At 35.1% G+C, this 22507-nt stretch carries 24 protein-coding genes; 13 read left to right on the top strand and 11 right to left on the bottom strand.

The window, feature by feature from the left end:
* Positions 1–269: 269 nt before the first annotated feature.
* Together E2R67_RS15305 and E2R67_RS15300 are read right to left on the bottom strand one after the other, a co-directional pair.
* Positions 270–3371 (bottom strand): efflux RND transporter permease subunit, encoded by a 3102-nt coding sequence (locus E2R67_RS15305; protein ID WP_134291820.1) that lies wholly within the window; start codon positions 3369–3371, stop codon positions 270–272.
* On the bottom strand, positions 3368–4696 hold the full coding sequence (locus tag E2R67_RS15300; RefSeq protein ID WP_134291819.1) for an efflux RND transporter periplasmic adaptor subunit: 1329 nt from the start codon (positions 4694–4696) through the stop codon (positions 3368–3370). Before E2R67_RS15300 ends, E2R67_RS15305 begins: the two co-directional genes overlap by 4 nt.
* A gap of 267 nt (positions 4697–4963) precedes the next feature.
* Here E2R67_RS15300 and E2R67_RS15295 point away from each other — a divergent pair, with 267 nt between their 5' ends.
* The 6 genes from E2R67_RS15295 (at position 4964) to E2R67_RS15270 (ending at position 9634) form a co-directional block, all read left to right on the top strand.
* The gene (locus E2R67_RS15295; RefSeq protein ID WP_134291818.1) at positions 4964–5932 is read left to right on the top strand and encodes a magnesium transporter CorA family protein; all 969 of its coding nucleotides are present in this window, start codon (positions 4964–4966) and stop codon (positions 5930–5932) included.
* Positions 5923–6372, top strand: a complete 450-nt coding sequence (locus tag E2R67_RS15290; RefSeq protein ID WP_134291817.1) for a hypothetical protein — start codon at positions 5923–5925, stop codon at positions 6370–6372. The genes E2R67_RS15295 and E2R67_RS15290 overlap by 10 nt, the downstream gene beginning before the upstream one ends.
* A gap of 74 nt (positions 6373–6446) precedes the next feature.
* Positions 6447–6638 (top strand): DUF3185 family protein, encoded by a 192-nt coding sequence (locus E2R67_RS15285; protein WP_134291816.1) that lies wholly within the window; start codon positions 6447–6449, stop codon positions 6636–6638.
* Between the two features lie 377 nt (positions 6639–7015).
* Positions 7016–8452, top strand: a complete 1437-nt coding sequence (locus E2R67_RS15280; protein WP_134291815.1) for a uracil-xanthine permease family protein — start codon at positions 7016–7018, stop codon at positions 8450–8452.
* Positions 8453–8632: 180 nt separating this feature from the next.
* Complete coding sequence (locus E2R67_RS15275) at positions 8633–9277, top strand: pyrimidine 5'-nucleotidase (protein WP_134291814.1); 645 nt, start codon at positions 8633–8635, stop codon at positions 9275–9277.
* A gap of 60 nt (positions 9278–9337) precedes the next feature.
* On the top strand, positions 9338–9634 hold the full coding sequence (locus tag E2R67_RS15270) for a hypothetical protein (protein ID WP_134291813.1): 297 nt from the start codon (positions 9338–9340) through the stop codon (positions 9632–9634).
* A gap of 219 nt (positions 9635–9853) precedes the next feature.
* Here E2R67_RS15270 and E2R67_RS15265 read toward each other — a convergent pair whose 3' ends face one another.
* On the bottom strand, positions 9854–10483 hold the full coding sequence (locus E2R67_RS15265) for a LysE family translocator (protein ID WP_134291812.1): 630 nt from the start codon (positions 10481–10483) through the stop codon (positions 9854–9856).
* Between the two features lie 65 nt (positions 10484–10548).
* Positions 10549–11025, bottom strand: a complete 477-nt coding sequence (locus E2R67_RS15260) for a MarR family winged helix-turn-helix transcriptional regulator (RefSeq protein WP_134291811.1) — start codon at positions 11023–11025, stop codon at positions 10549–10551.
* A 98-nt stretch (positions 11026–11123) separates the two neighbouring features.
* Here E2R67_RS15260 and pyrF point away from each other — a divergent pair, with 98 nt between their 5' ends.
* Positions 11124–11948, top strand: a complete 825-nt coding sequence (gene pyrF / locus E2R67_RS15255) for an orotidine-5'-phosphate decarboxylase (RefSeq protein ID WP_134291810.1) — start codon at positions 11124–11126, stop codon at positions 11946–11948.
* Positions 11941–12471 carry an orotate phosphoribosyltransferase gene (gene pyrE / locus E2R67_RS15250; RefSeq protein ID WP_134291809.1) on the top strand — a complete coding sequence of 177 codons (531 nt, stop codon included), beginning with the start codon at positions 11941–11943 and terminating at the stop codon, positions 12469–12471. The genes pyrF and pyrE overlap by 8 nt, the downstream gene beginning before the upstream one ends.
* A gap of 83 nt (positions 12472–12554) precedes the next feature.
* Here pyrE and E2R67_RS15245 read toward each other — a convergent pair whose 3' ends face one another.
* Positions 12555–13163 carry a DUF2057 family protein gene (locus E2R67_RS15245; RefSeq protein WP_166739405.1) on the bottom strand — a complete coding sequence of 203 codons (609 nt, stop codon included), beginning with the start codon at positions 13161–13163 and terminating at the stop codon, positions 12555–12557.
* Between the two features lie 407 nt (positions 13164–13570).
* On the opposite strand from E2R67_RS15245, the gene E2R67_RS15240 reads away from it, so the two are divergent.
* Together E2R67_RS15240 and E2R67_RS15235 are read left to right on the top strand one after the other, a co-directional pair.
* The gene (locus tag E2R67_RS15240; protein WP_243837039.1) at positions 13571–13771 is read left to right on the top strand and encodes a YgaP family membrane protein; all 201 of its coding nucleotides are present in this window, start codon (positions 13571–13573) and stop codon (positions 13769–13771) included.
* A gap of 378 nt (positions 13772–14149) precedes the next feature.
* Complete coding sequence (locus E2R67_RS15235) at positions 14150–14698, top strand: imm11 family protein (RefSeq protein ID WP_134291807.1); 549 nt, start codon at positions 14150–14152, stop codon at positions 14696–14698.
* Between the two features lie 177 nt (positions 14699–14875).
* On the opposite strand, the gene E2R67_RS15230 is transcribed toward E2R67_RS15235, so the two are convergent.
* The 3 genes from E2R67_RS15230 to E2R67_RS15220 form a co-directional block, all read right to left on the bottom strand.
* On the bottom strand, positions 14876–15895 hold the full coding sequence (locus E2R67_RS15230) for a hypothetical protein (protein ID WP_134291806.1): 1020 nt from the start codon (positions 15893–15895) through the stop codon (positions 14876–14878).
* A gap of 172 nt (positions 15896–16067) precedes the next feature.
* On the bottom strand, positions 16068–16517 hold the full coding sequence (locus tag E2R67_RS15225; RefSeq protein WP_134291805.1) for a GNAT family N-acetyltransferase: 450 nt from the start codon (positions 16515–16517) through the stop codon (positions 16068–16070).
* 122 nt (positions 16518–16639) lie between these two features.
* On the bottom strand, positions 16640–17170 hold the full coding sequence (locus E2R67_RS15220; protein WP_134291804.1) for a Crp/Fnr family transcriptional regulator: 531 nt from the start codon (positions 17168–17170) through the stop codon (positions 16640–16642).
* 75 nt (positions 17171–17245) lie between these two features.
* Between E2R67_RS15220 and E2R67_RS15215 the strand changes: the two genes are divergently transcribed.
* From E2R67_RS15215 to E2R67_RS15205, 3 genes are all read left to right on the top strand, one after another.
* Positions 17246–17977 carry an SDR family NAD(P)-dependent oxidoreductase gene (locus tag E2R67_RS15215; RefSeq protein ID WP_134291803.1) on the top strand — a complete coding sequence of 244 codons (732 nt, stop codon included), beginning with the start codon at positions 17246–17248 and terminating at the stop codon, positions 17975–17977.
* A gap of 10 nt (positions 17978–17987) precedes the next feature.
* Positions 17988–18647 (top strand): TVP38/TMEM64 family protein, encoded by a 660-nt coding sequence (locus tag E2R67_RS15210; RefSeq protein WP_134291802.1) that lies wholly within the window; start codon positions 17988–17990, stop codon positions 18645–18647.
* Between the two features lie 87 nt (positions 18648–18734).
* Complete coding sequence (locus E2R67_RS15205) at positions 18735–19166, top strand: GNAT family N-acetyltransferase (RefSeq protein ID WP_134291801.1); 432 nt, start codon at positions 18735–18737, stop codon at positions 19164–19166.
* A 120-nt stretch (positions 19167–19286) separates the two neighbouring features.
* On the opposite strand, the gene E2R67_RS15200 is transcribed toward E2R67_RS15205, so the two are convergent.
* The 3 genes from E2R67_RS15200 to E2R67_RS15190 all read right to left on the bottom strand — a co-directional run bounded on the left by E2R67_RS15200 (position 19287) and on the right by E2R67_RS15190 (position 22285).
* On the bottom strand, positions 19287–20792 hold the full coding sequence (locus tag E2R67_RS15200) for a hypothetical protein (protein ID WP_134291800.1): 1506 nt from the start codon (positions 20790–20792) through the stop codon (positions 19287–19289).
* A gap of 516 nt (positions 20793–21308) precedes the next feature.
* Positions 21309–21887 carry an NAD(P)H-dependent oxidoreductase gene (locus tag E2R67_RS15195; protein WP_134291799.1) on the bottom strand — a complete coding sequence of 193 codons (579 nt, stop codon included), beginning with the start codon at positions 21885–21887 and terminating at the stop codon, positions 21309–21311.
* 59 nt (positions 21888–21946) lie between these two features.
* Positions 21947–22285 (bottom strand): MerR family transcriptional regulator, encoded by a 339-nt coding sequence (locus E2R67_RS15190; RefSeq protein WP_134291798.1) that lies wholly within the window; start codon positions 22283–22285, stop codon positions 21947–21949.
* Positions 22286–22507 lie beyond the last annotated feature (222 nt).

Raw genomic sequence — 22507 nt, 5'->3', positions numbered from 1 at the left:
ATGAAATGCGACCGCATATGAGTTTGGGAATGAAAACCCCAAATCAAGTGCATAAAAAAGACCAGGAGCAAGAGCTACTGGCCTTCCATTAAAACCGTCAACCTATTTCAGGACGGGACACCGGGACTTAATTTTTTCAATGATTACAAAATATTATTATAAGGAATGATAAATATCACATAAGAATATTCGTAAAATCACAGCGGTTTACGAATCTTGGAAAAACGTTATCTACAGATCAAGTGAAGTGCTTACTTAGTTGCTATAACCTAGCTGCCATCAAAGCGAGATGGGGAGTGGAAGATTCCCAGATCATCTAATATCATAATGACGCTAGGTACGACGATTGATGCTAATAGTGTGGTTGCTATTAAACCAAAGGCAATACTTGCAACTAATGGTATTAAAAACTGAGCTTGCGTACTAGATTCGCTCAGTAAAGGTAATAAACCTGCAAGGGTGGTTAAGGAGGTAATGAAGATTGCTCTAAATCGATCATGCACCGCACGTTTACATGCCTCTAATAAGTCAGTTCCTTTGTCGACATTTTCTTTAATGAAATTGACTAACAAAATATTATCGTTCACAACGACCCCTGCTAATGTTGCAAAACCTACAAGGCTAGGGATCGTTAAATCTAGGCCTAAAAATAGGTGTCCCCAAACTACGCCTATCCACCCCATTGGTATCGCGAGCATTACTGCGATAGGTAACGAATAGCTTTTAAATAAGAAGGTTAGAATAAGGTAAATACCAACAATACCTACTGCAAAAAACTGAACTAATGAAGTTCCGGTTTCTGCGCTTTCCTTATCCTGACCTTGAGATATAAAGCTTACTTGTGGATATTTACTCTGTGCTTTAACTACAAAATCCTTATTAAATGCGATCATAATTTCTCGAGCATTCACCACATTAACGTCGATATTTCCGGTAACAGTAATAGTATTAACACCGTTCACACGCTGAATACGAGAAAATGCTCTTGTTTGTTCAAATTCAGCAATACTAGACAGTGGGACAAGTTGACCATTGGAAGCAGTGACGGCAAGATCTTGCAAGTCTTGTAGGCCTGCATCTTGGGTAAACTTATCAACACGAACTGCAATATCAACACTTTCACCTTTATGTTGAATGCTTAGACTTGTGCTACCTTTTAATGCACCGCGCAATGTTGAAGCGACTTGAGTTGCACTGACTCCCATCACACCGGCATTATCTTTTAAGCGTATATTGAATTCATTTCTACCGTAATGTAAATCATCGGAAAGATTAAAAATACCGTCGTATTTTTTAAACCATTTTTGCAATTCCCAGCTGACATTTTTGAGTGTTACAAGAGAGTCACCTTGAATACGGATATCAATAGCATTCCCTGCAAGTCCTCGTTCTTTATCAGTGAAATTTAGTGCGATCACATCGGCGACAGAACCAACCTTTTTCTTCCAATCTTGTATTAACTTTTTAATGCTAACTTGACGATATTGAGCGGGTAATAAATCAGCACTAACTGTCGCTAAATGTGGTCCAGACTCTTGTGCATCAACATTGACATTATATAAAACGGAGTAGCTATTCACTAAAGGGTCAGAGTCAGGGAATTGTTTTTGATACGCGTCATTTATTTCAAAGAGTGCATCAGTCACTTTTTTAATTGCATCGTCTGTTTGCGTTAATAAACTACCTTGAGGTAAGAATATACGCGCTTGTAATGTATCACTTTCAAGTGATGGCATGGCCTTGAATTTAAGTAACCCTGCTGGAATGGTTGCTGTTGATATTAATACAACCATGAATAAAGTGCCTAGACTCAGGTAAGGAGATTTCATTGCTTTACTTGAGAGAGGGACGATCACTTTATCTCTTAATTTTTCAAACAGAGAAACAAACCAAGTGCGGATTTTATTCGGTGTGACTTCTAAATTACTGTGGGATAAATGCGAAGGTAAAATGAAAAACGCTTCAATCAAACTAACCAATAAGGTAATTAACAATATGATTGGAATATAACGTAACACATCCCCCATTTTTCCACTTAAAAACATTAAAGGAACAATGATGATCATGGTTGTAGCAAATGAAGATATTACACCAGGCAATACTTCTTTAGTCCCTTCTATAGAGGCATCAACTGCGGATAAACCAACTTGTCTTTTGGCGGCTATATTTTCAGCAATGACTAATGAATCATCCATTAACAAACCGATAGCGACGATTAACCCCACCATGGTCATCATGTTGATGGTATAACCTAATAAGTGCATGGCAAAAATAGAGCCGAGGAAAGAAACAGGCAAGCCCATTGCAACCCAGAAACTAAAACGAATGTTAAAAAAAGCCCACATCACGAGAAAAACTAACACTAACCCTTGTAGACCATTATTAACGAGTATGCGTAACCGTTCAGTAATATTAACGCTGACATCTTGTGTAACGGTTAAATGTAAACCTTCGGGAGCAATTTTTTGCTCTTTAACTAACATTGATTGAATAGCATCACGAACTTTTAATGAATCTTGATTGTAGTTTTTAGATATTTCTAAGAGTGCCGCTCGTTCACCATTAAAGAGTATTTTATCTTCTGCTAAAGTGAATTTTTGTTGTATTTCAGCGATATCGCCCAGTTGTAATTGCGTACCTAAAGTACTGCTTTTGATAATGCTATCTTTGAATTGTTGCTCAGTTGTGTTTTTTTGATTAAATCTCACGTTAGCTTGCTCTAGCTGGTTGCTGAGTAAACCGGCAGGTAAGCTGATACTTTGCTGTTCGACTAAGCGACCTAAATCAGCAATACTGATGTTATATTGCTTGAGTAGCCAATCTGATACACGTATTTCAATTTCCTGACTTGAAAAGCCTTGTACCGTCACCTGTGCAATCATTGGGTGAGCTTTGAAGCGCTGTTTAACTTGTTGTGCGTAAGCGTAAAGATCTTGTGCAGACATATTACCTGTAATCGCAATGCTGGCTACATTCGCAGTGCGATCCATTTTAGTGACACTAATATCTTCAACACGATCAGGGAAAGTTGTAATGGAGTTAACTTGTTGTTGAATATCAGAAGTAAAACGATCGATATTTTCGCCTGAAGCCATTTCAGCATTTGCAATTGCCACGTTTTCTCTGGCATCACATTGCAGTTCATTAATGCCACTTAACCCGTCCAATGCTTCCTCTAGAGGTTCGCATATTTCTTGTGCTACCTCTTGAGCTGAAGCACCTGAATAACCTATTTTTATTTCAACATTTTTGGTCGGTGTAACAGGGAAAGTGTCTTTTTGTAATTGTGGTAAAGCAAGTATACCGAGAATTAAAATAGCAAACATGATCACGTTTGCCGCAGTAGGGTGCTTGGCAAAGTAAGCTATCATAGTAAGCCACCACTTTGAGGCGTTTTGTCTATCGCGAAGCCTGTTGTTTGCTCTAACCAATCCAACATTTTATTATCTTGCATTGCTTTTAAATTCATCCCTTCGATCGCTGGAGATAATGGACTTAATATTACATTATCAGCAGCAGACAAACCGGAACGAATAACGGCAACTTGTTGCTGTACAAAGTCCACGTCAATATCTTTGATTTGTAACTTATTATCTTCACTAAGCACATAAACTTGATTGTTATGAATAGCCGTAATGGGTAATAACAATTGTTTGTTAAGGGCTGGTGCTTTTAATGTGACTTTAACAAAAGTATTACGGATAAGAGGTGGTCGTTCTCCAGGAGAAGATTTTTGGTAAGGGTCATCAATACGTACCACAATACTTTGGCTTTGAGTTTGCGTGTCCAGCACACCACCGGTTCTCTCTACTTTACCTTGCCAACTGATTACTTTGTCTATTGCTTGTAACTCAACTGTTGCTTGTAATTCAGAATGTAGCCCAGTGTTTAACGTATTTTGTTGAGCGGATTTTCTTAGTGGGCGCATTTTTCCTATTGGAAATTGTGCACTGACTTCAGCCGCATTTAAGCCATCCGCTTTAAATAATAACTCTCCACGGTTAACATATTCAGCTAACCCTACATTGAATTCCACTAAACGAACATCAAAAGGAGCATGTAGTACAGTTTTTTCAAGGTCTAGCTCAATAATAGCAAGTTGGCTACTAAGCACTTTTTGTTCTGCTGAATTAATAAGTAAATTATTTTTTAATGTTTGCAATTGTTGTTGGCTATTTAAAAAAGCACGTTCACTGTTATCTCTTGTTGTTTTTGAAATATTACCTTCTTTGCTAAGGCGTTCGTAACGTGCCAATTCATTTTTTTGTAAATCATAATCTTGTTGAGCGATTTTAATAGAAGCTTGAATCGTTTTATCTTTTATTTCTGCTACATCAAGTTGCGCTTGTAATTGTGCTTTGCTTAATAGGTAAGGCGTTGGATCTATTTTAAGTACAACGTCACCTTTTTTGATAAGGGAGCCATTACCTAAATTATCTGCAATCCAACTTATTGTTCCTGAAAGTTCTGATTGTACCTGCCAATCATTCGCAGGTTGAATATACCCATATCCAGTAACTGATGGCTGTATCGAGCGAGGCTGCATTTTTATAATACGAACTACTTTGGCTGAAGGTGTTTTGGTACTTTGAGGTGGCGCTTGTTTGACCAAAGGCGCTAAAATAATAACTAATATTCCTAAAATTATTGGTGGGATCCATAGGAAGCGTTTTTTCCAGCTTAGTTTAATATCCATATTCTCACTCTGCTTATTTTAGTAAAGGCTAATTTAGTACATGCTATTTTATTTTTTTGTTTAAATCATTAATAAGTTAAAAATTAATATCATTTAAATGACGTAGGTCATTAAATATGATGAGAGGTATTTGTTAAGGAGGAAATAGAGCAAGGTTTATTCTTTTGTTGGTATTAGTGTTATTTCACTCATTCACAAAAACCTTCATATTAAATTATTTGTGTAATAATAAGACTTATTAATAAATCATATAAGAAGGAAGGTGTGATGATTAGATGTATGCTTGTGCATCCTGATAAATCATGTAGCTACGGTAATGAAGAGCTGATTGCTGTGTGGCGTGAGAATCAAGAATGTTTTTTATGGGTTGATATCGATTCACATGAAAAAGAAGCTGAGCGCGTTTTGCTTAAGCAGTTGGGTTGCCATTCTTTGGCGATCACCGATGCGCAAAGAGATCGCCATCCTCCCAAAATTGAATTATTCGATGATTATATCTTTATGCTTTATCGCGGCATTTATCATCCTGAAGATAATTTATTGTTCCAACACCTACAAATAAGCATGTTCGTTGGGATTAATATTGTGATCACCTCGCATGAGAAAAAATCACTATCCATCGATAAATTATTTAGTGCAGAAGGCGAGAAGTATTTAACTAAAAATCCAATCACCTTAGCCTTAAGAATCTTTCATTACAGTTGTGGTATTTATCTACAAAAGCTTTTTGAATTTGAAGAAAAATTAGAAGCTATTGAAGATAAATTCCAACTGGGTGGCGACGATAAAATGATGCAAGAAATTACCTTGTATCAATCAAGGTTGACTAAGTTAAAGCGTACATTCAGTTACCACAGTAATATTGGATCTGAATTAAAAACCTTAGTGACTGACGAAACACCTATTATTAATCAAATTGACTTGCATACAGTGACTGATGTACATGAACGCATTGAGCGCTTATTGAGTTTATCGCAAATGCACTATGATATTTGTAGCGATCTTATTAATGGTTATTTATCAGTTACTTCTCACCAACTAAATGCAACGATGCGAGTACTAACGGTGATCACTGCTATTTTTATTCCATTGGGTTTTTTAGCTGGACTGTATGGGATGAACTTTGACTATATTCCAGAGTTAAAAGTGAAGTATGGTTATTATTATTTGCTTGGTTTTATGGGATTCATTTCTATTGGTTTAGTTTGTTTATTTAAGAGAAAACGATGGCTTTAACTTTATTATTTCCAGCCACTCATGCGCTACGTAATCATGTTATTTTAATTACTATCACCTTGATATTATTGGGTTTGGGTTATTACCTTTCAGTTATTCACTTTTTAGATAAAGAATGGCTATCCCGTTCAGGCAGTTTGATTGTGGTATTAGGTATCATCTCAGGTTTTTCAGGCATCATTGAAGAGCGTTTGTTTTTGAGTCGGCTAGAAATCAGAAAACGCATTGAATTATTGCAGAAAAAGCGGAAATTACGTTTATTAAAAGTAGCACCGAAATTTGTAGATGAAGAGCTGCAGGATATAGAAGAAAAGTTTGAAGCCTTAGCAGATGAGTCAATGAGCTCAATAAAATTCAATGCAGGATTGATTGAAGGCATCTTGTTGATTTTTGGTACTACAGTTTGGGGCTTTGGAGATATCCTTTTAGCCTTTATCTAGTATTTAAGATGGTATTGTTTTGATTTAAAAGTATCATGTTAATTCAACTATTTTTATATAACTTTGGAGTAATAATGAATAATAAAATTTTGGGTATCATACTAATTATTTTTGGTGCGATGTTGGTTGTATGGGGTTACAACATATACGATTCAGCTGGCGCTCAAATTACCCGTTCAATTACAGGTGGCGTTCCAATGCAAGCGATTGTTGGTATGTTGGGTGGTTTTATTAACATCGTTGTTGGTATCAGCAAAATTAAATAACAGATAACCCTGTGACAAATTGTTGCAGGGTTTTTACTTTTCTTTTCTTCTGCTTATTTATTGAGCACCTCAATAGACATTTCTGCACCAATATGTCGCATTTTTTTGTTTTTTATTATTCTTTCCTAGTTAATTTCATCACCTTACTGCCATCAAACCCCGTTGTTTAGCGATCTTGAGATAACTCGACCGTAAGCTGTCCTTTGGTATGTAAGTTGCAATCTTCAATCAATGTCTCTTAGAAATTTCATTCTTATTTATAATTTCCAGTCGGTATTTTATCTATAAGACGTCTTATTTTAGAAAAAGAGCTATCAGATCCTATCTATTAAACAAGGTTGGGATTTAAAAAGTATTAAAAACAAAAGGACGAAAATATGAGCGAACCTTCGGAACTAATTTATAAACTCGATGATAACCCGGGCGCTAAAGAATCATTTTTTGCTGCGTTACAGCATGTACTTGCTAGTTTTGTTGGCATCATTACGCCGACCTTAATTATTGGTGGTGTGCTTGGTTTAGGCAGTGAAATTCCTTACCTAATTTCAATGGCGTTAATGGTGTCGGGTGTTGGGACAATTATCCAAGCTAAACGACCTATGGGTGTTGGTGCTGGGATGATCTGTGTTCAAGGAACCAGTTTTGCTTTTCTAAGCTCAGTGTTAGCGGCAGGCTTTATTGCTAAAGGTAATGGCGGCGGTCCTGATGAAATATTATCACTTATCTTTTGTGTTTGTGTTTTAGGCGCATTTGTTGAAATCGCCGTGAGTCAATTTTTAGTTAAATTAAAAAGAGTTATCACGCCAGTTGTGACTGGTACTGTGATTACCATTATCGGTATTAGTTTAATCAAAGTAGGCTTCACTGATTTAGCGGGTGGCCAATGGTTATTAACCAATAAGCCTGAATTTTTTGCTAGCTTCGAAAACCTATTTTTAGGTGTGTTAGTAATGGCGACTATTATTGTGGCACATAAATACGGTAATCAATGGGTTCGTTTATCTTCAATTATCATAGGTATGATTGTTGGCATGATTGCAGCCATGATGATGGGCAAAGTAAACTTCGGTGCTATCGGCCAAGTAGAAAATATCATCAGTATGCCTATTCCATTCAAATACGGATTCTCATTTGATTTAGCTGCATTTATTCCTGTTGCGCTTATCTACTTAATTACTGCGATTGAAACATCTGGCGATATTACTGCAAACTGTATCGTGTCAAAACAACCGATTGCTGGTGAGTCATACCTTAAACGTATCAAGCAAGGGATTTTAGGCGATGGTGTTAATTCATTGATTGCTGGCGTATTTAATACTTTCCCAAATACAACATTTAGCCAAAATAATGGTGTTATTCAATTAACCGGGATTGCAAGTCGACATATTGGTGTTTGGATTGGTGCAATCCTAGTCATTATGGGCTTATTTCCACATATTGGAGCATTATTTAGAGCGCTTCCAAATCCTGTATTAGGTGGTGCAACCCTGATCATGTTTGGTACTGTGGCTATTGCAGGGGTTAAAATCCTGACGCACGTAGAATTAAACAGAAAGAATATGCTGACGTTAGCGGTGTCATTTGGTATTGGTTTAGGTGTGTTATTAGTGCCTGATGTGATTAATACGGTGGCAGCAAATATAGGTGGTGATTTAGGTGCGATTATCAAAAGCGTATTAGGCTCACCAATTACGGCAAGTGGTTTAACAGTGGTATTCCTAACCTTATTCCTTGGTGAATACCCTGAAGAATATAATCCAATTATTCAAGACTTCCCGATTGAGGAAGAGCTAGCTGAAGAACCAAAAAACTAAGTCTATGGATAGTTAAAAGTAGATATTAAATTAGCCCCATTATTTACATATTGAATAATGGGGCTTTTTTATGCATAACGAATCGCTTTAAAAATAGGTTGATGATCCTAGCTGCGCATTGATGATTTTGAAGGAATAATGATAGTATCTCTGTTTACTGATAAATAAAGAGATAGCCTTTTGACTCCATTATTAGAACGTGATGTTCATCTATTTGATCTTGATAATACCTTGTACCATCCTAAAAACGCCATTTTAGAGCAAATTGCACCTCTAATGCGTCGTTTCATTAGTAATGAGTTGTCGATTTCTATTGAAGAGTCTAACGCCTTGTGTGACAGTTATTATCAACGTTATGGTGGAACTATAAGAGGGATCCAACTGCATCATTCAAGTGTTGACCTTAAGCAGTTTTCTGATTTTTCTCATCAAGTGAATTTAGATAACGTTGAAAAAGCAACGCAACTTAAAGATGCATTACATGCCTTTAAGAAATCACGTTATGTCTTTACCAATTCACCATTACCTTATGCAACAAGGCTTTTAAAGCATATTGATTTGTATGACTGTTTTGATGGTATTTTTAGTGTCGAGCTAACGGGTTACAAAATGAAGCCAGATCCACATGCTTTTAATACTATTTGTAAGCACTTTGATTTTGAAGCTTCAGATGCCGCTTTTTATGACGATCAATTATCAAACCTTGCTACTGCAAAAGCATTGGGAATGCGTACTATTTTAGTGAACAGAGCTGATATTGAGCAGCACGATGCTTGTTATAAAACGGAAGACTTACCGAACTTTATGACATCGTTAATAAAATAATTACATAATTTTTTAGGCTTAAAGATATTAATCAATTTCATCGTTAATAGGCTTCTTATAATGGAAGAACAAGAAAATAAGACTCGCATGGAAAATGTCATTGCAGTATGTAAGGATTGTTTAGGCGAGTTTAAAAATGAAAAACTGACAACCAAAGAAAGAGCACTTTATATCTTTTTTAGTCCAATTACGTTTGTGGTGGCTGTGTTCTTTGCTCTGTTAGGCTTAGATAGATTTGCAGCCCAAATAGCGGGCGTTATAGTCGCTATATTCTCTATGTTAGCCTTGTTAATCTATTGCGCTTTGCATTTCGGGCCAGCAGTGCTCGCATGGTTAAACATGGTGGTGAACGGGTAGTATGTAGTTTTTATTTTTCAGGTTTGTTCTTAAATACCAAAGTCTATTCTGAAAAGAGTAGGCTTTTTACTTTGTGTCTCTTTATATGGGAAAGGACAATCGTAAACAAATCTATGTTTAAATACAGCTTTAAGCTTCTAAAACCATTGCTATGAACGAACGTAATTAGCGTGTCGTAATGTGTTTAACATTAAGCATGTTAATTAGTAAGCTGAATAGTTAACTTCTATTTTTAATAAATAAAATACTTGTGCCCATGCCTATAAATAACACACCACTGATCCTGTGGAACCATTTCATATTATTAATATTTGATAGCAACCCTTTTGCTTTTTGAGCTAAATAACCATAACAAGATAATGATAGAAATGAGAATGCCATAAACAAAGCGGTCATAATAATAAATTGTGAAACGATAGAATGGCTTGTATCTAGAAATTGTGGGAATAGAGCAACAAAGAAAAGTATAGGCTTAGGATTGGTTGCCGCAACAAGGAAGCCTTCTTTAAAATGAGAGAATAAAGGGCGGTTATTATTGGTTTTATCTTGTTCTTTGGTGCTTTTCTTACTTGAAAAAAGTTGTTTGAAACCCAAGTAAATAAGGTAACAAGCACCTGTTATTTTAACAATCGCGAATAAAGTGGAAGAAGCTAGAAGTATCGCACTTAAGCCGCTAATCGATAATGTTGAGAGAAACATTAAACCAAGAATATTACCAAAAGCTGATACCATCACCACCTTACTTCCATTAACCGCTCCGTTGTAAATAGCTAAGAACACAGCTGGACCTGGACTGATAATATAAAAGAAGGCAACAAAGGCATAGATTAGCAAAGTATCAGTATTCATGAATTTTCTCAGGAAGGTCTTATTGTTTGAAAAGTAATATAAATCGTAGGTTGTTTCTGCACCTTTTATTCATTTGCTAACAGGTATTTTTTAAGTAAAGCAGCCAGTTGTGTTTGTTCTATTTCTGTCAGCGGAGTTAGTAAACGTTTTTCATTGTTAATGTGCTCATTGAAAGCTGAATCAATAAGCTCAATTCCTGCATCCGTTAATATTACATTACAGCTACGTCTATCTTCTTCATTATATTGTCGTTTAATAAGTCCTCTCTTAACCAACTTTTCTATTCTTGTGCTGACTGCTCCTGAAGACAGCATCAATGAACGATATAGTTCGGTAGGAGTTAACGGAGTTGGATTCCGACGCATGGTGGCTAAAATATCAAATTCAATGTTACTTAATTCGTATTTTTGAAAGGTTGGTATAATGTTCTTTTCAATTAATTGATTTGCTCGTTCTATTCTGCCAATAATCGCAATGGCAGAACAATCAAGTTCAGGTTTCTGTAATTGCCATTGTTTTAAAATTTTATCAATATGATCCATTGTTCATCCTTTATATCTTTTGTGAAAGATACTTGATCATGAAGCATAAATGCAATAGCATATCTTTTTTAAAAGATACTTTTTGAAAAGGAAAGGTGATGGGTTTTATAGAAAAGTTAGAAAAGTCATGGAAATTAAGTCATTCTTTATTATGTGTCGGTCTAGATCCTGACATTAATAAAATACCTCTGCATTTGCGTAACCAAAAAGATGCTCTATTTATTTTTAATAAAGCGATCATCGATTCAACTTTTGATCTTGTCTGTGCATTTAAACCACAAATAGCTTACTTTGCATCTCAAGCTGCCGAGCAACAGTTATATAAAACAATCACTTATTTAAAAAGTAATTATCCACATATTCCGATTATTCTTGATGCGAAACGAGGTGATATTGGCAGTACTGCGACTCATTATGCTGTTGAAGCCTTTGAGCGTTATGGTGCGGATGCAGTTACCATTAACCCTTATATGGGGTTCGATTCAGCTGAGCCATTTCTAAAATACAGAGATAAAGGTGCTATTTTTTTATGTCGCACTTCTAATAAAGGAGCTGCTGACTTTCAAGACTTGCTAGTAGATGGCCGACCTTTATATGAAAAGGTTGCTACGATGATCTCTGAAAAATGGAATTATAACAAAAATTGTTTATTAGTAGTTGGCGCGACTTGGCCTGATCAAATACAGAATATACGTTCAATCAATGGTGATATGCCTTTTTTAGTACCAGGAGTGGGAACTCAAGGTGGTAATATCAAAGAAATAGTGGAAGCTGGTCAAACTAAAAATGGCACTGGTTTAATAATAAGTAGTTCACGAGCAATAATTTACGCAGGGCAGGATGAACAGTTTGCGTTTTCAGCTAGAAAATCAGCTGAACATTTTAAAGAGCAGATAAACCTACATAGGCTTCATAATGAATAAATTTTCTTTAGCTAAAGCTATTTACGATATTTCAAATATAAAGGGAGAGTTTGTCTTACGCTCTGGAGTGGTAGCAACAGAGTACTTTGATAAATACTTGTTTGAAGCAAATCCAATTATATTAAGAAGTATTGTTGAAAAATTAAAAATATTATTACCTACAAATTACGATCAGTTAGCAGGATTAGAAATGGGTGGCATTCCCATTGCAACAGCACTCTCTTTAGAAACAGGTAGTCATACTTTATTTGTAAGGAAAAAAGCTAAGCAATATGGCACTTGTAAATTAGCAGAAGGAGGAGATATAAACGGTCAGCGATTGGTCATCATTGAAGATGTTGTGACTTCTGGAGGTGCTATTATTGATGCTGTTAATGAATTGCGAAATAGAGGTGCAATTGTTGAAACAGTATTGTGTGTTATTGATAGGGAAGGTACAGGCAGGAAAAACTTAGAAGCGATTAATCTAAGTTTTAAGCCTTTATTTACCCAATCAGAACTAAAATGTGCAGTGGAGTTATAGGAATATAACTTTGATTTTTCAGTTCGCTACACTCATGCGGTGAACTGCTCTTTAAGCGATTTTACAATATTAGCGATAAATTATTATTTTATATCCTGCTCTAATAACCATAAACGGAAAGCCTTTTTCTGTTCAGGTGTCGATTGTAGGTATAAGTTCATTTGCTCTTGGACTGTATCAGAACTAGATGTTATCCCAACGATTGTTGCTGGTGTATCATTTTTCCCACCAGTAATAGTGATATTATTTTTTCTGTTGTAAGTGATAATTAAAGTTTCAATATTACTGAATACGGAAAATCCATTCTCTGTTAATAGTGGAGCATCTGTTACGTTATATTGTTTTTCCGCACTGATAATTTGGAAAGTAAGCCCTTCTTTGATTGCTCGCTCCGCTTTGCTGAGTCGATTATAATCATCAACTGATATCTTCGTATCTTCTTGTAATTCAATATTAAATATCACAGGGAAACTGTTAGCTGTGTTTTCCCCATCATCAAAATCTTTTGAATATCTGATCACTATTTGATGGTAACCAGGTTTAAGCTCATATTTGTTTTCCGAAGTAAATATACTCGTTTTTACCTTTTCCCCATTGATGGCCAAAACTTCAATACCATTAATGCCTTCTAATTTCAGTGCATAGCTATTTGAGACCAGTAATAATGCTAAAAGAGTAATTATTTTTTTCATGCTTATTCCCATTGCTTGGAGCCGTTTAATTCATTTGCAGGTATTTATCGTGATTGGTATAAGTGATGTTGCGGATTAAAAGTAGATTCGTCAACTTGTTGTTGTTTATCTTGTGCTATGAGTAACTGATTTTTTTACTTGAGCAAATAGCAACTTTTAATGCGTTGCTCTAGTTAATGTTGTTTGTTATTTGAAATAAAATCAGCCTTCAGTTTATTGCCTTTTTTTCAATGCAATACGTTCTCGCTTTTTATTTATAATCTAGGTCTCTTTGTCATTAAATAGTTTGAGATTTAGTTCAAGAAATTAATTATTAGTTGATGTTTTAAATTCTGTTCTCCTGTAAATATCGAATGTTAGATCTCTTTTCTAACTTAACAATGATTAGGAAAAAATAGGAATTTAAGATGATAAAAGAAAATGTAGGTGGTATTGATCGTACGCTGCGTATTATTGTCGGAGTGGTACTTATTGCAATAGGTGCTTGGTCACTAAGTTGGTGGGGAGTAGTCGGAGTAGTGTTAGTGTTTACAGCGCTACTAAGTTGGTGCCCTCTTTATTTACCATTTGGCTTTTCAACCAGTGATAAGGTGAAGCAAAGCGAATAATTAACCATCATCCTTACTTTTAAATAAATAAAACCTCTTGCAAGAGAGAGTTTTAAAATAAATGATATTGCTAATGCCGTCATATCTTAAAAATTAAGCATGCTAGCTATGTTAACCACTTGATTTTTAGATCTCACAGAGAATTAGTGTCATACAAATATCATTCAGGGAAACAAGTATTTAATTTGTTTCCCTGCAAAAATAGCCATTCATAGTTAATCTCATTACGTTTTATCCCTCTATCGATGAGTACAGGTTTGTCCTTTTCGTGTTACTATCTTTACTTATTTGTTTCGGTGCGGTTTAAATTTCAAAGCATCAGCTTAGAAAGCTGCATCATAAATACTTTTTAAACATAGATAACGGTAAGGCTGATATATGTATTTTGAATTAACCATAGATACTTTTTTTGATTGTAGCATTGAAAGACCAGATGGATTACCAAGCACACTTTGTTTGATTGACGGAACCGCTATAACTGACACCGTTGATAATCCTTTTGTTTTTAAAACCAAAGCAACAGAAGGGGAGATACTTCCTGATTTTTGGGCTAATGGGTTTCCTGCTATGTCAGAAAGGTTTGTTACTTTACTGGAAGAGGCTGGTGTAGATAATCTACAGAAGTTTCCTGCGATAATAAAAAGTGAAATAGATGATACTGTTTGGGATAATTATTATTTAGTTAATATATTGGACTTAATTTCATGTGCGGATTTACCAAATTCAGATTATACAGAAACATTTCCTGGTAATTATGATTTTGATGACTTGGCTATTAATGCGGAAAAAGCGAAAGGTGCATTATTATTTCGCCTACAAGAATCACCAAGCATGATAATTATTCACAAAACAGTTGGAAAATATATTATGGAAAACGATCCCGATGAAGAGCTTAAAGGTTGGGACGTAAAGGAAATCATACAGTAATTAGTGGTATAAAATTATCGCAGTTCAAGTTTGCACTTGAACACTACCTAATAATGAAGGGTGACGAGTTTCTTATTCAATATCGACAGTGAAATAATAAATAAATAAAAATCAACCTAAACTTGATTTACAAAGAGTGACCATATATGTCCCGTACTTTTTATCTTGCTTTAAAAATTATAACTCGGATACATCTTTCAAGAAGAAGCTTATCTTTTTTGTCTCAATACCAGAGTGATTAAACTCTATCCTAGATAGTTCTTCCAAAACATGATGACAAATATCATTAATCAAGCTCTTACCTTCCTTAGTTCCTATATTTTTCAATTCTAACTGAAGTTCAGGCGAATCAATATCAACACTCTCTGCATCATAGTGTTTAAAGCTATTTACATTTAGGATCTTATTGCCATATTCGTCTAGAGTTCCTATAGCTAGCATAGGAGACGACAGAGAAGTTAAAGCATTGTCGGTAATTAAACCTACACTGTGAACCTTTACCTCAGAAGGCAAAGAAGATAGCCTGTAAAGTATATTCTCCAATAATAATTTTTCTATTCGATCAACATCAACTGCTATATCCCAATTTTCAAATTTAATCTTTTTTAACACATCATCTTCGGAGTTCTTTTTAATTATATAATCCACTTCACCTTGATTATAAAAAAGTTGGAAAAAGTCTTTCGATTTAGTTCCTGTATAATGCTCCTTTTTCTCAACATGAATTTCATCAATAAGATTACCTCTATATTTAAACTCTTCTAAAACTAATGCTCTTTCTGTATAGCTCTCAACTTTTGATGGGTGAGAAAAGCCATTGAAGAAAAATGAAATTTTAATTAACTCAAACTCCGTTTCAGAACAATTATATGTCCTTAACTCTCCAAATTCTGACCTTGAAATAAAAAAGGTTTTATAAAAAACATTCTTCAGGTTTGTCTTTTGTGTGATGGATAAAAGCTTATTTTCTTTACTGTAGCCATAAATATATAAATCAGCTTCCGTGCCTTTCATCTCATCACAAAGATTACCCTTTGGAATTTCATTGATTTCACTAAAAAATGGAGTCTCATCATATACTCTTCCTATTGAGTACTTTCTGTAGGCAACATCAGATGAAATCTTTTCGTTTATCTTTTTATACTCATCATCACCATTTTCGTAAATTTCTATTAATTCTTTTTGAAATAAAAGCATAATAATGGCGCCTCCAACCGTGCCAGTAACTTATCTGTTTTGAATCCTTAATGTTAAAGGGTGACGAGTTTCTTATCCAATATCGACAGTGAAATAATAAATAAAAATCAATCTAAACTTGATTTACAAAGAGTGACCATATATGTCCAAATTTTTTTTGTTTAGTTTTAGGTTAATCGTTAATGAGTAATTGCTCCATTTTATTGGCTAGAACATTTTGTTTGTTATAGGTTGTTTGAAATTCCGATGTGATTCTGAAACCATATTTTTGATATAAGTTGATAGCAGGGTAATTAGACGCCGCTACATAAAGTGTGGCTTCACCCTTGATATGAGAAAGCATGAACTCTAATAGGGAAACACCAATACCTTTGCCGCGAGCATTAGGGTGGACGAATAACGCGCGTATTTCTGAGCCAAAATAAGCACAAAAACCAATGACAGTATTGGTTTCGTAAATATATATCTCAGATTCAACGAGTTGAGCTAAACGCTTTTTATCTTTATCTAGAGATAGTAATTCAAAAGCAGTGTTTTCATACCTTAGCTCATCCAGTTTAGAGGCTGAATAAATCGCTAGGATCTGCTGGTGATCTCGTTGTGAATATTTACGTATGTTCATTATTACGTCTCAATACCTTACTGCCACATTGAATAATCTGTTTATCTTAAGCTATTGATGCTTTAGAGATCAATGTTTGGATGTTCCGTACTTTTAGTACTTTTAGTACTTTTATACTTTATTTATCCTTTTAATATTCTTTTCTTAATTCTGCTCAATCCTACAGGCGTGACTCCTAAATAACGCGCTAAATCATTTTGGGTTACTTTTTCTATTAACTGAGGTTGCAACTGCATCAGTTTATTGAGTCGTTCTTCAGCAGATAAGCACAAAAATTCATACTCGCGTATTTCTTTTTTTATCGATAAATTAAGTAAAACATCAATCATACTATTTGCTATTTCTAAATCCTTTTTACTGTGCTCAATAAGCCTACTAATAGGTATTTTTATTAATGTTGTAGGCTCTAGGCAGATCAAGCTAAAAGAACAATTTTTTTCTGATAGTGCAGTAGATAAGCTACCGATAATATCATTGGTAGCAATAAATGATTTTACCGATTCCTTACCATCTTCAGAGGTGTAATAGGCTTTTAATAACCCAGATTGAATGTAATAAATTGAGCCATCGACCTCTCCCTGCATAAACACATGATCGCCTTTCTCCTTATTTAAAGTGACACCTTCATTTTTAAATAATGTATTAAAATCCATCGTTTTAACCTCGGTTAATGATCGCTCTTTACTAGATGCTTAGTATAGCCATTTTACATGAATGGAGAGAATCATATGAATATTAATAAAAAACGCATCGTCATTACCGGTGGCACTTCTGGTATTGGTTATCAAATGGTTAAGTATTTACAATCTAACAATGAAATTATCGTTATTTCAAAAAATGAAAATAGATTAGTAGCACTTTCTAAGGAATTTGAAAATGTCATCACTTATCAGGCTGACTTATCAAAGCTTGAAGAAGTAGAAAGCGTCGCCAAACTGATCACTGAGAGATTTCAAAAAATTGATGTTTTAATTAACAACGCAGCTGTTCAGTACACGCCTACTTTTATTGATAACGCATTTAAGTATGACAGCATTAATCACGAAATCATGATTAACTTTACTAGCATCTGCTGCCTAACTTATCTGCTACTACCAGCATTAACTCATCAAAACAAGGCCGCTATTTTGATGATAAATACTGGACTCGCACTAGCACCCAAAACGACATCTGCGATCTATTGCGCTACAAAAAGTGCGCTCAATAATTTCACTCAATCACTTCGCTATCAACTCGAAAATAGCAATATATCAGTTCAACAAGCGTTTTTAGAGCTAGTTGAAACTGGCATGACTGCAGGTAGAGGAAATAACAAAATGAGTGCTGAAGAGGCTTCAAAAATAATTATTAAAGGCTTGAAGGAAGATGTGCTTGAACATGATATAGGTAAGGTTAAATTACTCCGATTATTACTTCGACTTGTTCCATCCGTCGCTAAAAAAATAATGAAAAAATACTAAGGAGAATGAGATGATTTCACTATTAAAGGTTTTCTTAATTATTTCAGGAATATTCGCAAGTACTTTTGTATTAATGAGCTTTACGAATTTATTAACAATAAGTGACATTGAAAATTGGTTAAACCAAGCAACAGAACTGTCACCTATTTATGTTGGTAGTATTGTTGCTATATTGCTTTTTGCAGATTTATTTATAGCAATGCCTACGTTAACTATTTGTCTTTTATCTGGGTATTTTTTAGGGCATACACAGGGTTCAATTGCTGCTTTAATTGGTATTTTATTAGCGGGTGTTTGTGGTTATGTCATAAGTCGATATTACGGGAAAAGTATCCTCGGCTTTTTATTAAAAGATGAAGACAAGCGTAACGATGCTATTCGTACTTTTCAAGATCATGGATTTGCGATGATATTATTATCCAGAGCAATGCCCATTTTACCTGAAGTATCAGCCTGCCTTTCAGGTATGACGAAAATGCCATTTGTCCACTTTTCTCTGGCTTGGTTAATTAGCTCGGTACCTTATGTGTTAATTGCAACCTATGCAGGTTCGATAAGTTCTTTGGAAAATCCTAAACCAGCTGTTTTTACTGCTATTGGCATTACCACTTTTCTTTGGATTGCTTGGTATATCTACCATCGTTTTAATAAAAACCCTCTCACTCATTAAAAGTAGAGCGCAAGTAACAGATGTTTATAAATATTTTTACATTTCTGTTTTCAATAGAGTTAACTATTAGTTTTATAGGGGAAAAAAATGAATATAGATTGGCAATACACTGAACAAAACGTTAATTGGAATGAGTTATCACATTTATACAAACTTGCACCTTTGGGAGATAAAAAACCGAAAGATCTTGAAATAGCTTTTGGGAACAGCATGTACAAATGCTTTCTTTTCAGCAAGGGTGAGTTAGTTGGCGTTGGTCGAGCCATGGCAGACGGAGTAGATTGTTCTTATATTTGCGATGTTGCTATTTTACCTCAGTATCAACAATCAGGGTTAGGTAAAAGTATTGTTTCTAAACTTGTTGAGTTATCAAAAGGGCACAGAAAAATTATTTTGTATTCATATCCGGGTAAAGAAGCTTTTTATAAAAAACTAGGATTCAACCGCATGAGCACAGCGATGGCTATTTTTGAAAATCAATCTCAAGCTATTGAGTGGGGACTTGTTAATGAAGCGTAGTTACTGATTTTAAAATTGAATGCAGTAATAAACTTGGACACTCACTGAATTTTTTGCGTAATCTATTGATTTTATTACGATAGGCTAATGGCCGTCCAAATTTATTAAGTTTTGTATCTTTTATTTAGGGGGACTGGGCAACAATTTTTCGTACCGAAATCCGACATTTTTCTCAAACCATATGACCCAAATCTGATCACCCAATCGCTCTATGTTGAGTAGATCTGGACTGGATTGATTTTCAGATACAATTGTCTTTTTAGCGTTTTCGGCAAGCTCGACAGCAACAATATTGTTGTCCAACGAAGATAAAGCAATAGGATGGGGTAAAGGAATAGATGGCAGTGTCCATTGCTTAGCAGTATTACCTTTTTCATCTCTCAAATTAGTAAAGTGATGACTGTAGATTGGATCCGCTTCTTCATCTTTCACTGAAAAACGCATAAACATCATCTCCGAATCTTTTTGAGCCACATCAATCAAAAGATCAAGAATACTAACGTCGTTTTTAATTACAGGGCTCATGGAAAGCGCTTTTATTTTTCCTGCATTAAACTTTAAGTTTAATCGCTTCTTTACCACTTTTTTAAACGGATCGACGATAAAATAATCTAGTTTAGATTGTCCTTTGTTATCTAAAGATTCAATAACGACATGAAACTCGATTGGCCCAGTTTCGCCAAAAACAGCCTGAACTTTCCACTGCTTAGGCTGAACGGATGTATTGAGTGACACTGGATAAAAATGAGCATCCCCCTTATCTGGGTCGCTTTTCAAAACACTAAAGGTTAAATTCCGATGTGAATCAAACCCCAATACGGCAAAGTACACATCTGATACAGCAGTACTCCAGCCATCAGAAACATTCATTTGCCACCCAAGAGGAAACAGCACGCTACCGCTCAATTGAGTGCTAATGCCATCCAATGAGAGGTAAGTTTTCCCTCTGCCATTTATCTGTTGAAATAGAACCTCGTTGCTAAGCCAAGCGACCCACTGAAAATCATGCTCATTACCTATTTCAATTGCCATTGAAAGGCTGTCGAGTGTTTCAGTTGGGAAGCGATGAACTAAATAATTAACGCCATCTTCAGGATTATCTGTTTTACTGCCGCGGAGAAATACGGAAGTGTCATTATTGGCTTTATCTATATGCGTAAATATAGACGATAGATTAGGCGCTGGAGTACTATTGGCATAGTTCTCGAGTAAATTGACATTGAGCGATTGAATATTTAGTGAAATTGCAGGAGACTCAACTCGCTTTTCGTTTTCTTCATAGGCCACAGACAATCGATATTTTCCTCTTGGGATTGCCTTTAAGGATAACGTCATCACATCTTCTTCATATTGAGCATACTGACCTGGTGCCAACACAACATATTTGCTAGGAAGCGGTGGGATTCGATCACCCAAACGGCCTAATAGCGCACTTTCTGCACTCAATACGATAATAGTTTTCCCATCGTCGCTTTTTAAAATATATTCAAAGGTGCTAGGGGAATCCGGGCTGTGTACACTAATGTCACGTGATCCAGTGTTCTTTAATGTAAATATAATAGGTATCGGAGACCCTTCAAGTACAGTGAGCTTAGGGGCCGAAATCGTTAATGTTAATGAACTCATATTCTTCACTCGATGATTGTTTTGCGCTGTCGTGTCTGCTCTTGGAGATTTCTGGTTCGAAAGTTTGCTACTATTCTGATCTTTTGCACTACAAGCGAAGCATAAAAACAATAGCAGCGCACAGAAACATTTATTGATAAAAAAATTGCTCGCCACCTAAGGTGTCCTCACTTTTGCGCTAAGAGATTTTGGAGTTTGGATTTTCCATCCTCGATTACGTAGCCTATATTTCATGTATTTCTGATGTTGTATTTTTGTTATTAAAGTTGGCAATAGAAAATATAATTACAGAAGAGAATACAAATATCAGTGGCTTTCGCAAATCAATGTGCCTTATTGAAAGCATCATCTTGGTTTTCCAAGTGATACTGTTCAGCTAATTCTGACTGTTATTGTCATCTTCACCCAGTAAAATGGACTATTTATTTTTCAATTTATTGCTTGTTATGTGCTGATCAAATGTATTAAAACCATCTATTTAAAGCTGAATTTTCATTTATATATTAAAACCTTTTCCTAATTAGCGTTAAGTCCAAGTTTAGAGATATTCTTAATCCATTTTTTTCTAGACTCTTTCGATGAACTTATAATAGGGCCAATCATTTGGGTTTTTACTGGATTAAAGCCAACAAATTTGAGTGTTGCTCCTTTTAGTTGCTTGATAGCTGGAGCCCCTTGAAATAAGGAGTAATACCATGGAGGAGTATCCATCGTCATTACAATTCGAGCAGTCCTGCCTTTTAATAACTTTTTAGGAATTGTTTTACCTTTTTCATATTGAAATGCAAAATCAGGCAAAAATGTTCGATCAATTAGTCCCTTTAACTTTGCAGGCACCGTTCCCCACCAAATAGGCGTCAAAATAACGATATGTTCACACCACTCTATCGACTCTTGAAATGATTTTAATGAACTTTCCATTGATGATTCTTCATCATATCCACAAGAAAGATCTATATTAAATTCCAAGTCTGATATTTTTATTATACGTACTTGATTATTTTTCTCTGCTGAATTGACATAAGCTTCAGCCAGAGAGTTTGTGAAGCTTTTTTCCTTAGGGTTTCCTACTAAAACTAATACTTTTTTACTCATCTCATTGTCCAATGTTTAACTATTTGAGATGTATCTTACGTCTCCCTTTTAGGGGAGAGTCAATCATTTATTTGGTTATAACATTTATCAAGGCTTTTGATGTTCTTGTTGATAGTTTCAATTTGATTAACTAATTCTTTCTTCGTATCTTTTAAAAAAACTTTAATATTGTTCCAATCAACCTTGCCATTACTGTAAATAATGACGCCTTTAAGTTTAGATAACGTTATCCCTAATTCTTTTGCTTCTTTAATTAATGTCAGAAGCTCTATATCTGTTTTATTATATACTCTATACCTGCCTTTTCTTTCTGGGCGCATGATCAATCCTTGTTCTTCATAGAATCGAATCGCCTTGATAGATAAGCCTGTTTGTTTGGATGCTTCACCAATGTACATATATGAACCTGTCAAAAGATGTAGAAATCTATTAATTTCGGATTAGTTTAAACGGTGGAGCTGGTACATCCACATTGATATTTTTGGGATCAACGAGTGGGTGCTGAGATGGTCACTCCAAAACGGCATCGCAATGTGCCAAGATAGATAAGTATTCAGCAAATCAATCTAAATATGGAGTGACCAACATGAAATGTAGCGTAATTAGTATCGACTTAGCAA

This window comes from Psychromonas algicola, assembly GCF_004378355.1.
Taxonomy (GTDB): domain Bacteria; phylum Pseudomonadota; class Gammaproteobacteria; order Enterobacterales; family Psychromonadaceae; genus Psychromonas.
This window is presented reverse-complemented; position numbering and strand designations above follow the sequence as displayed.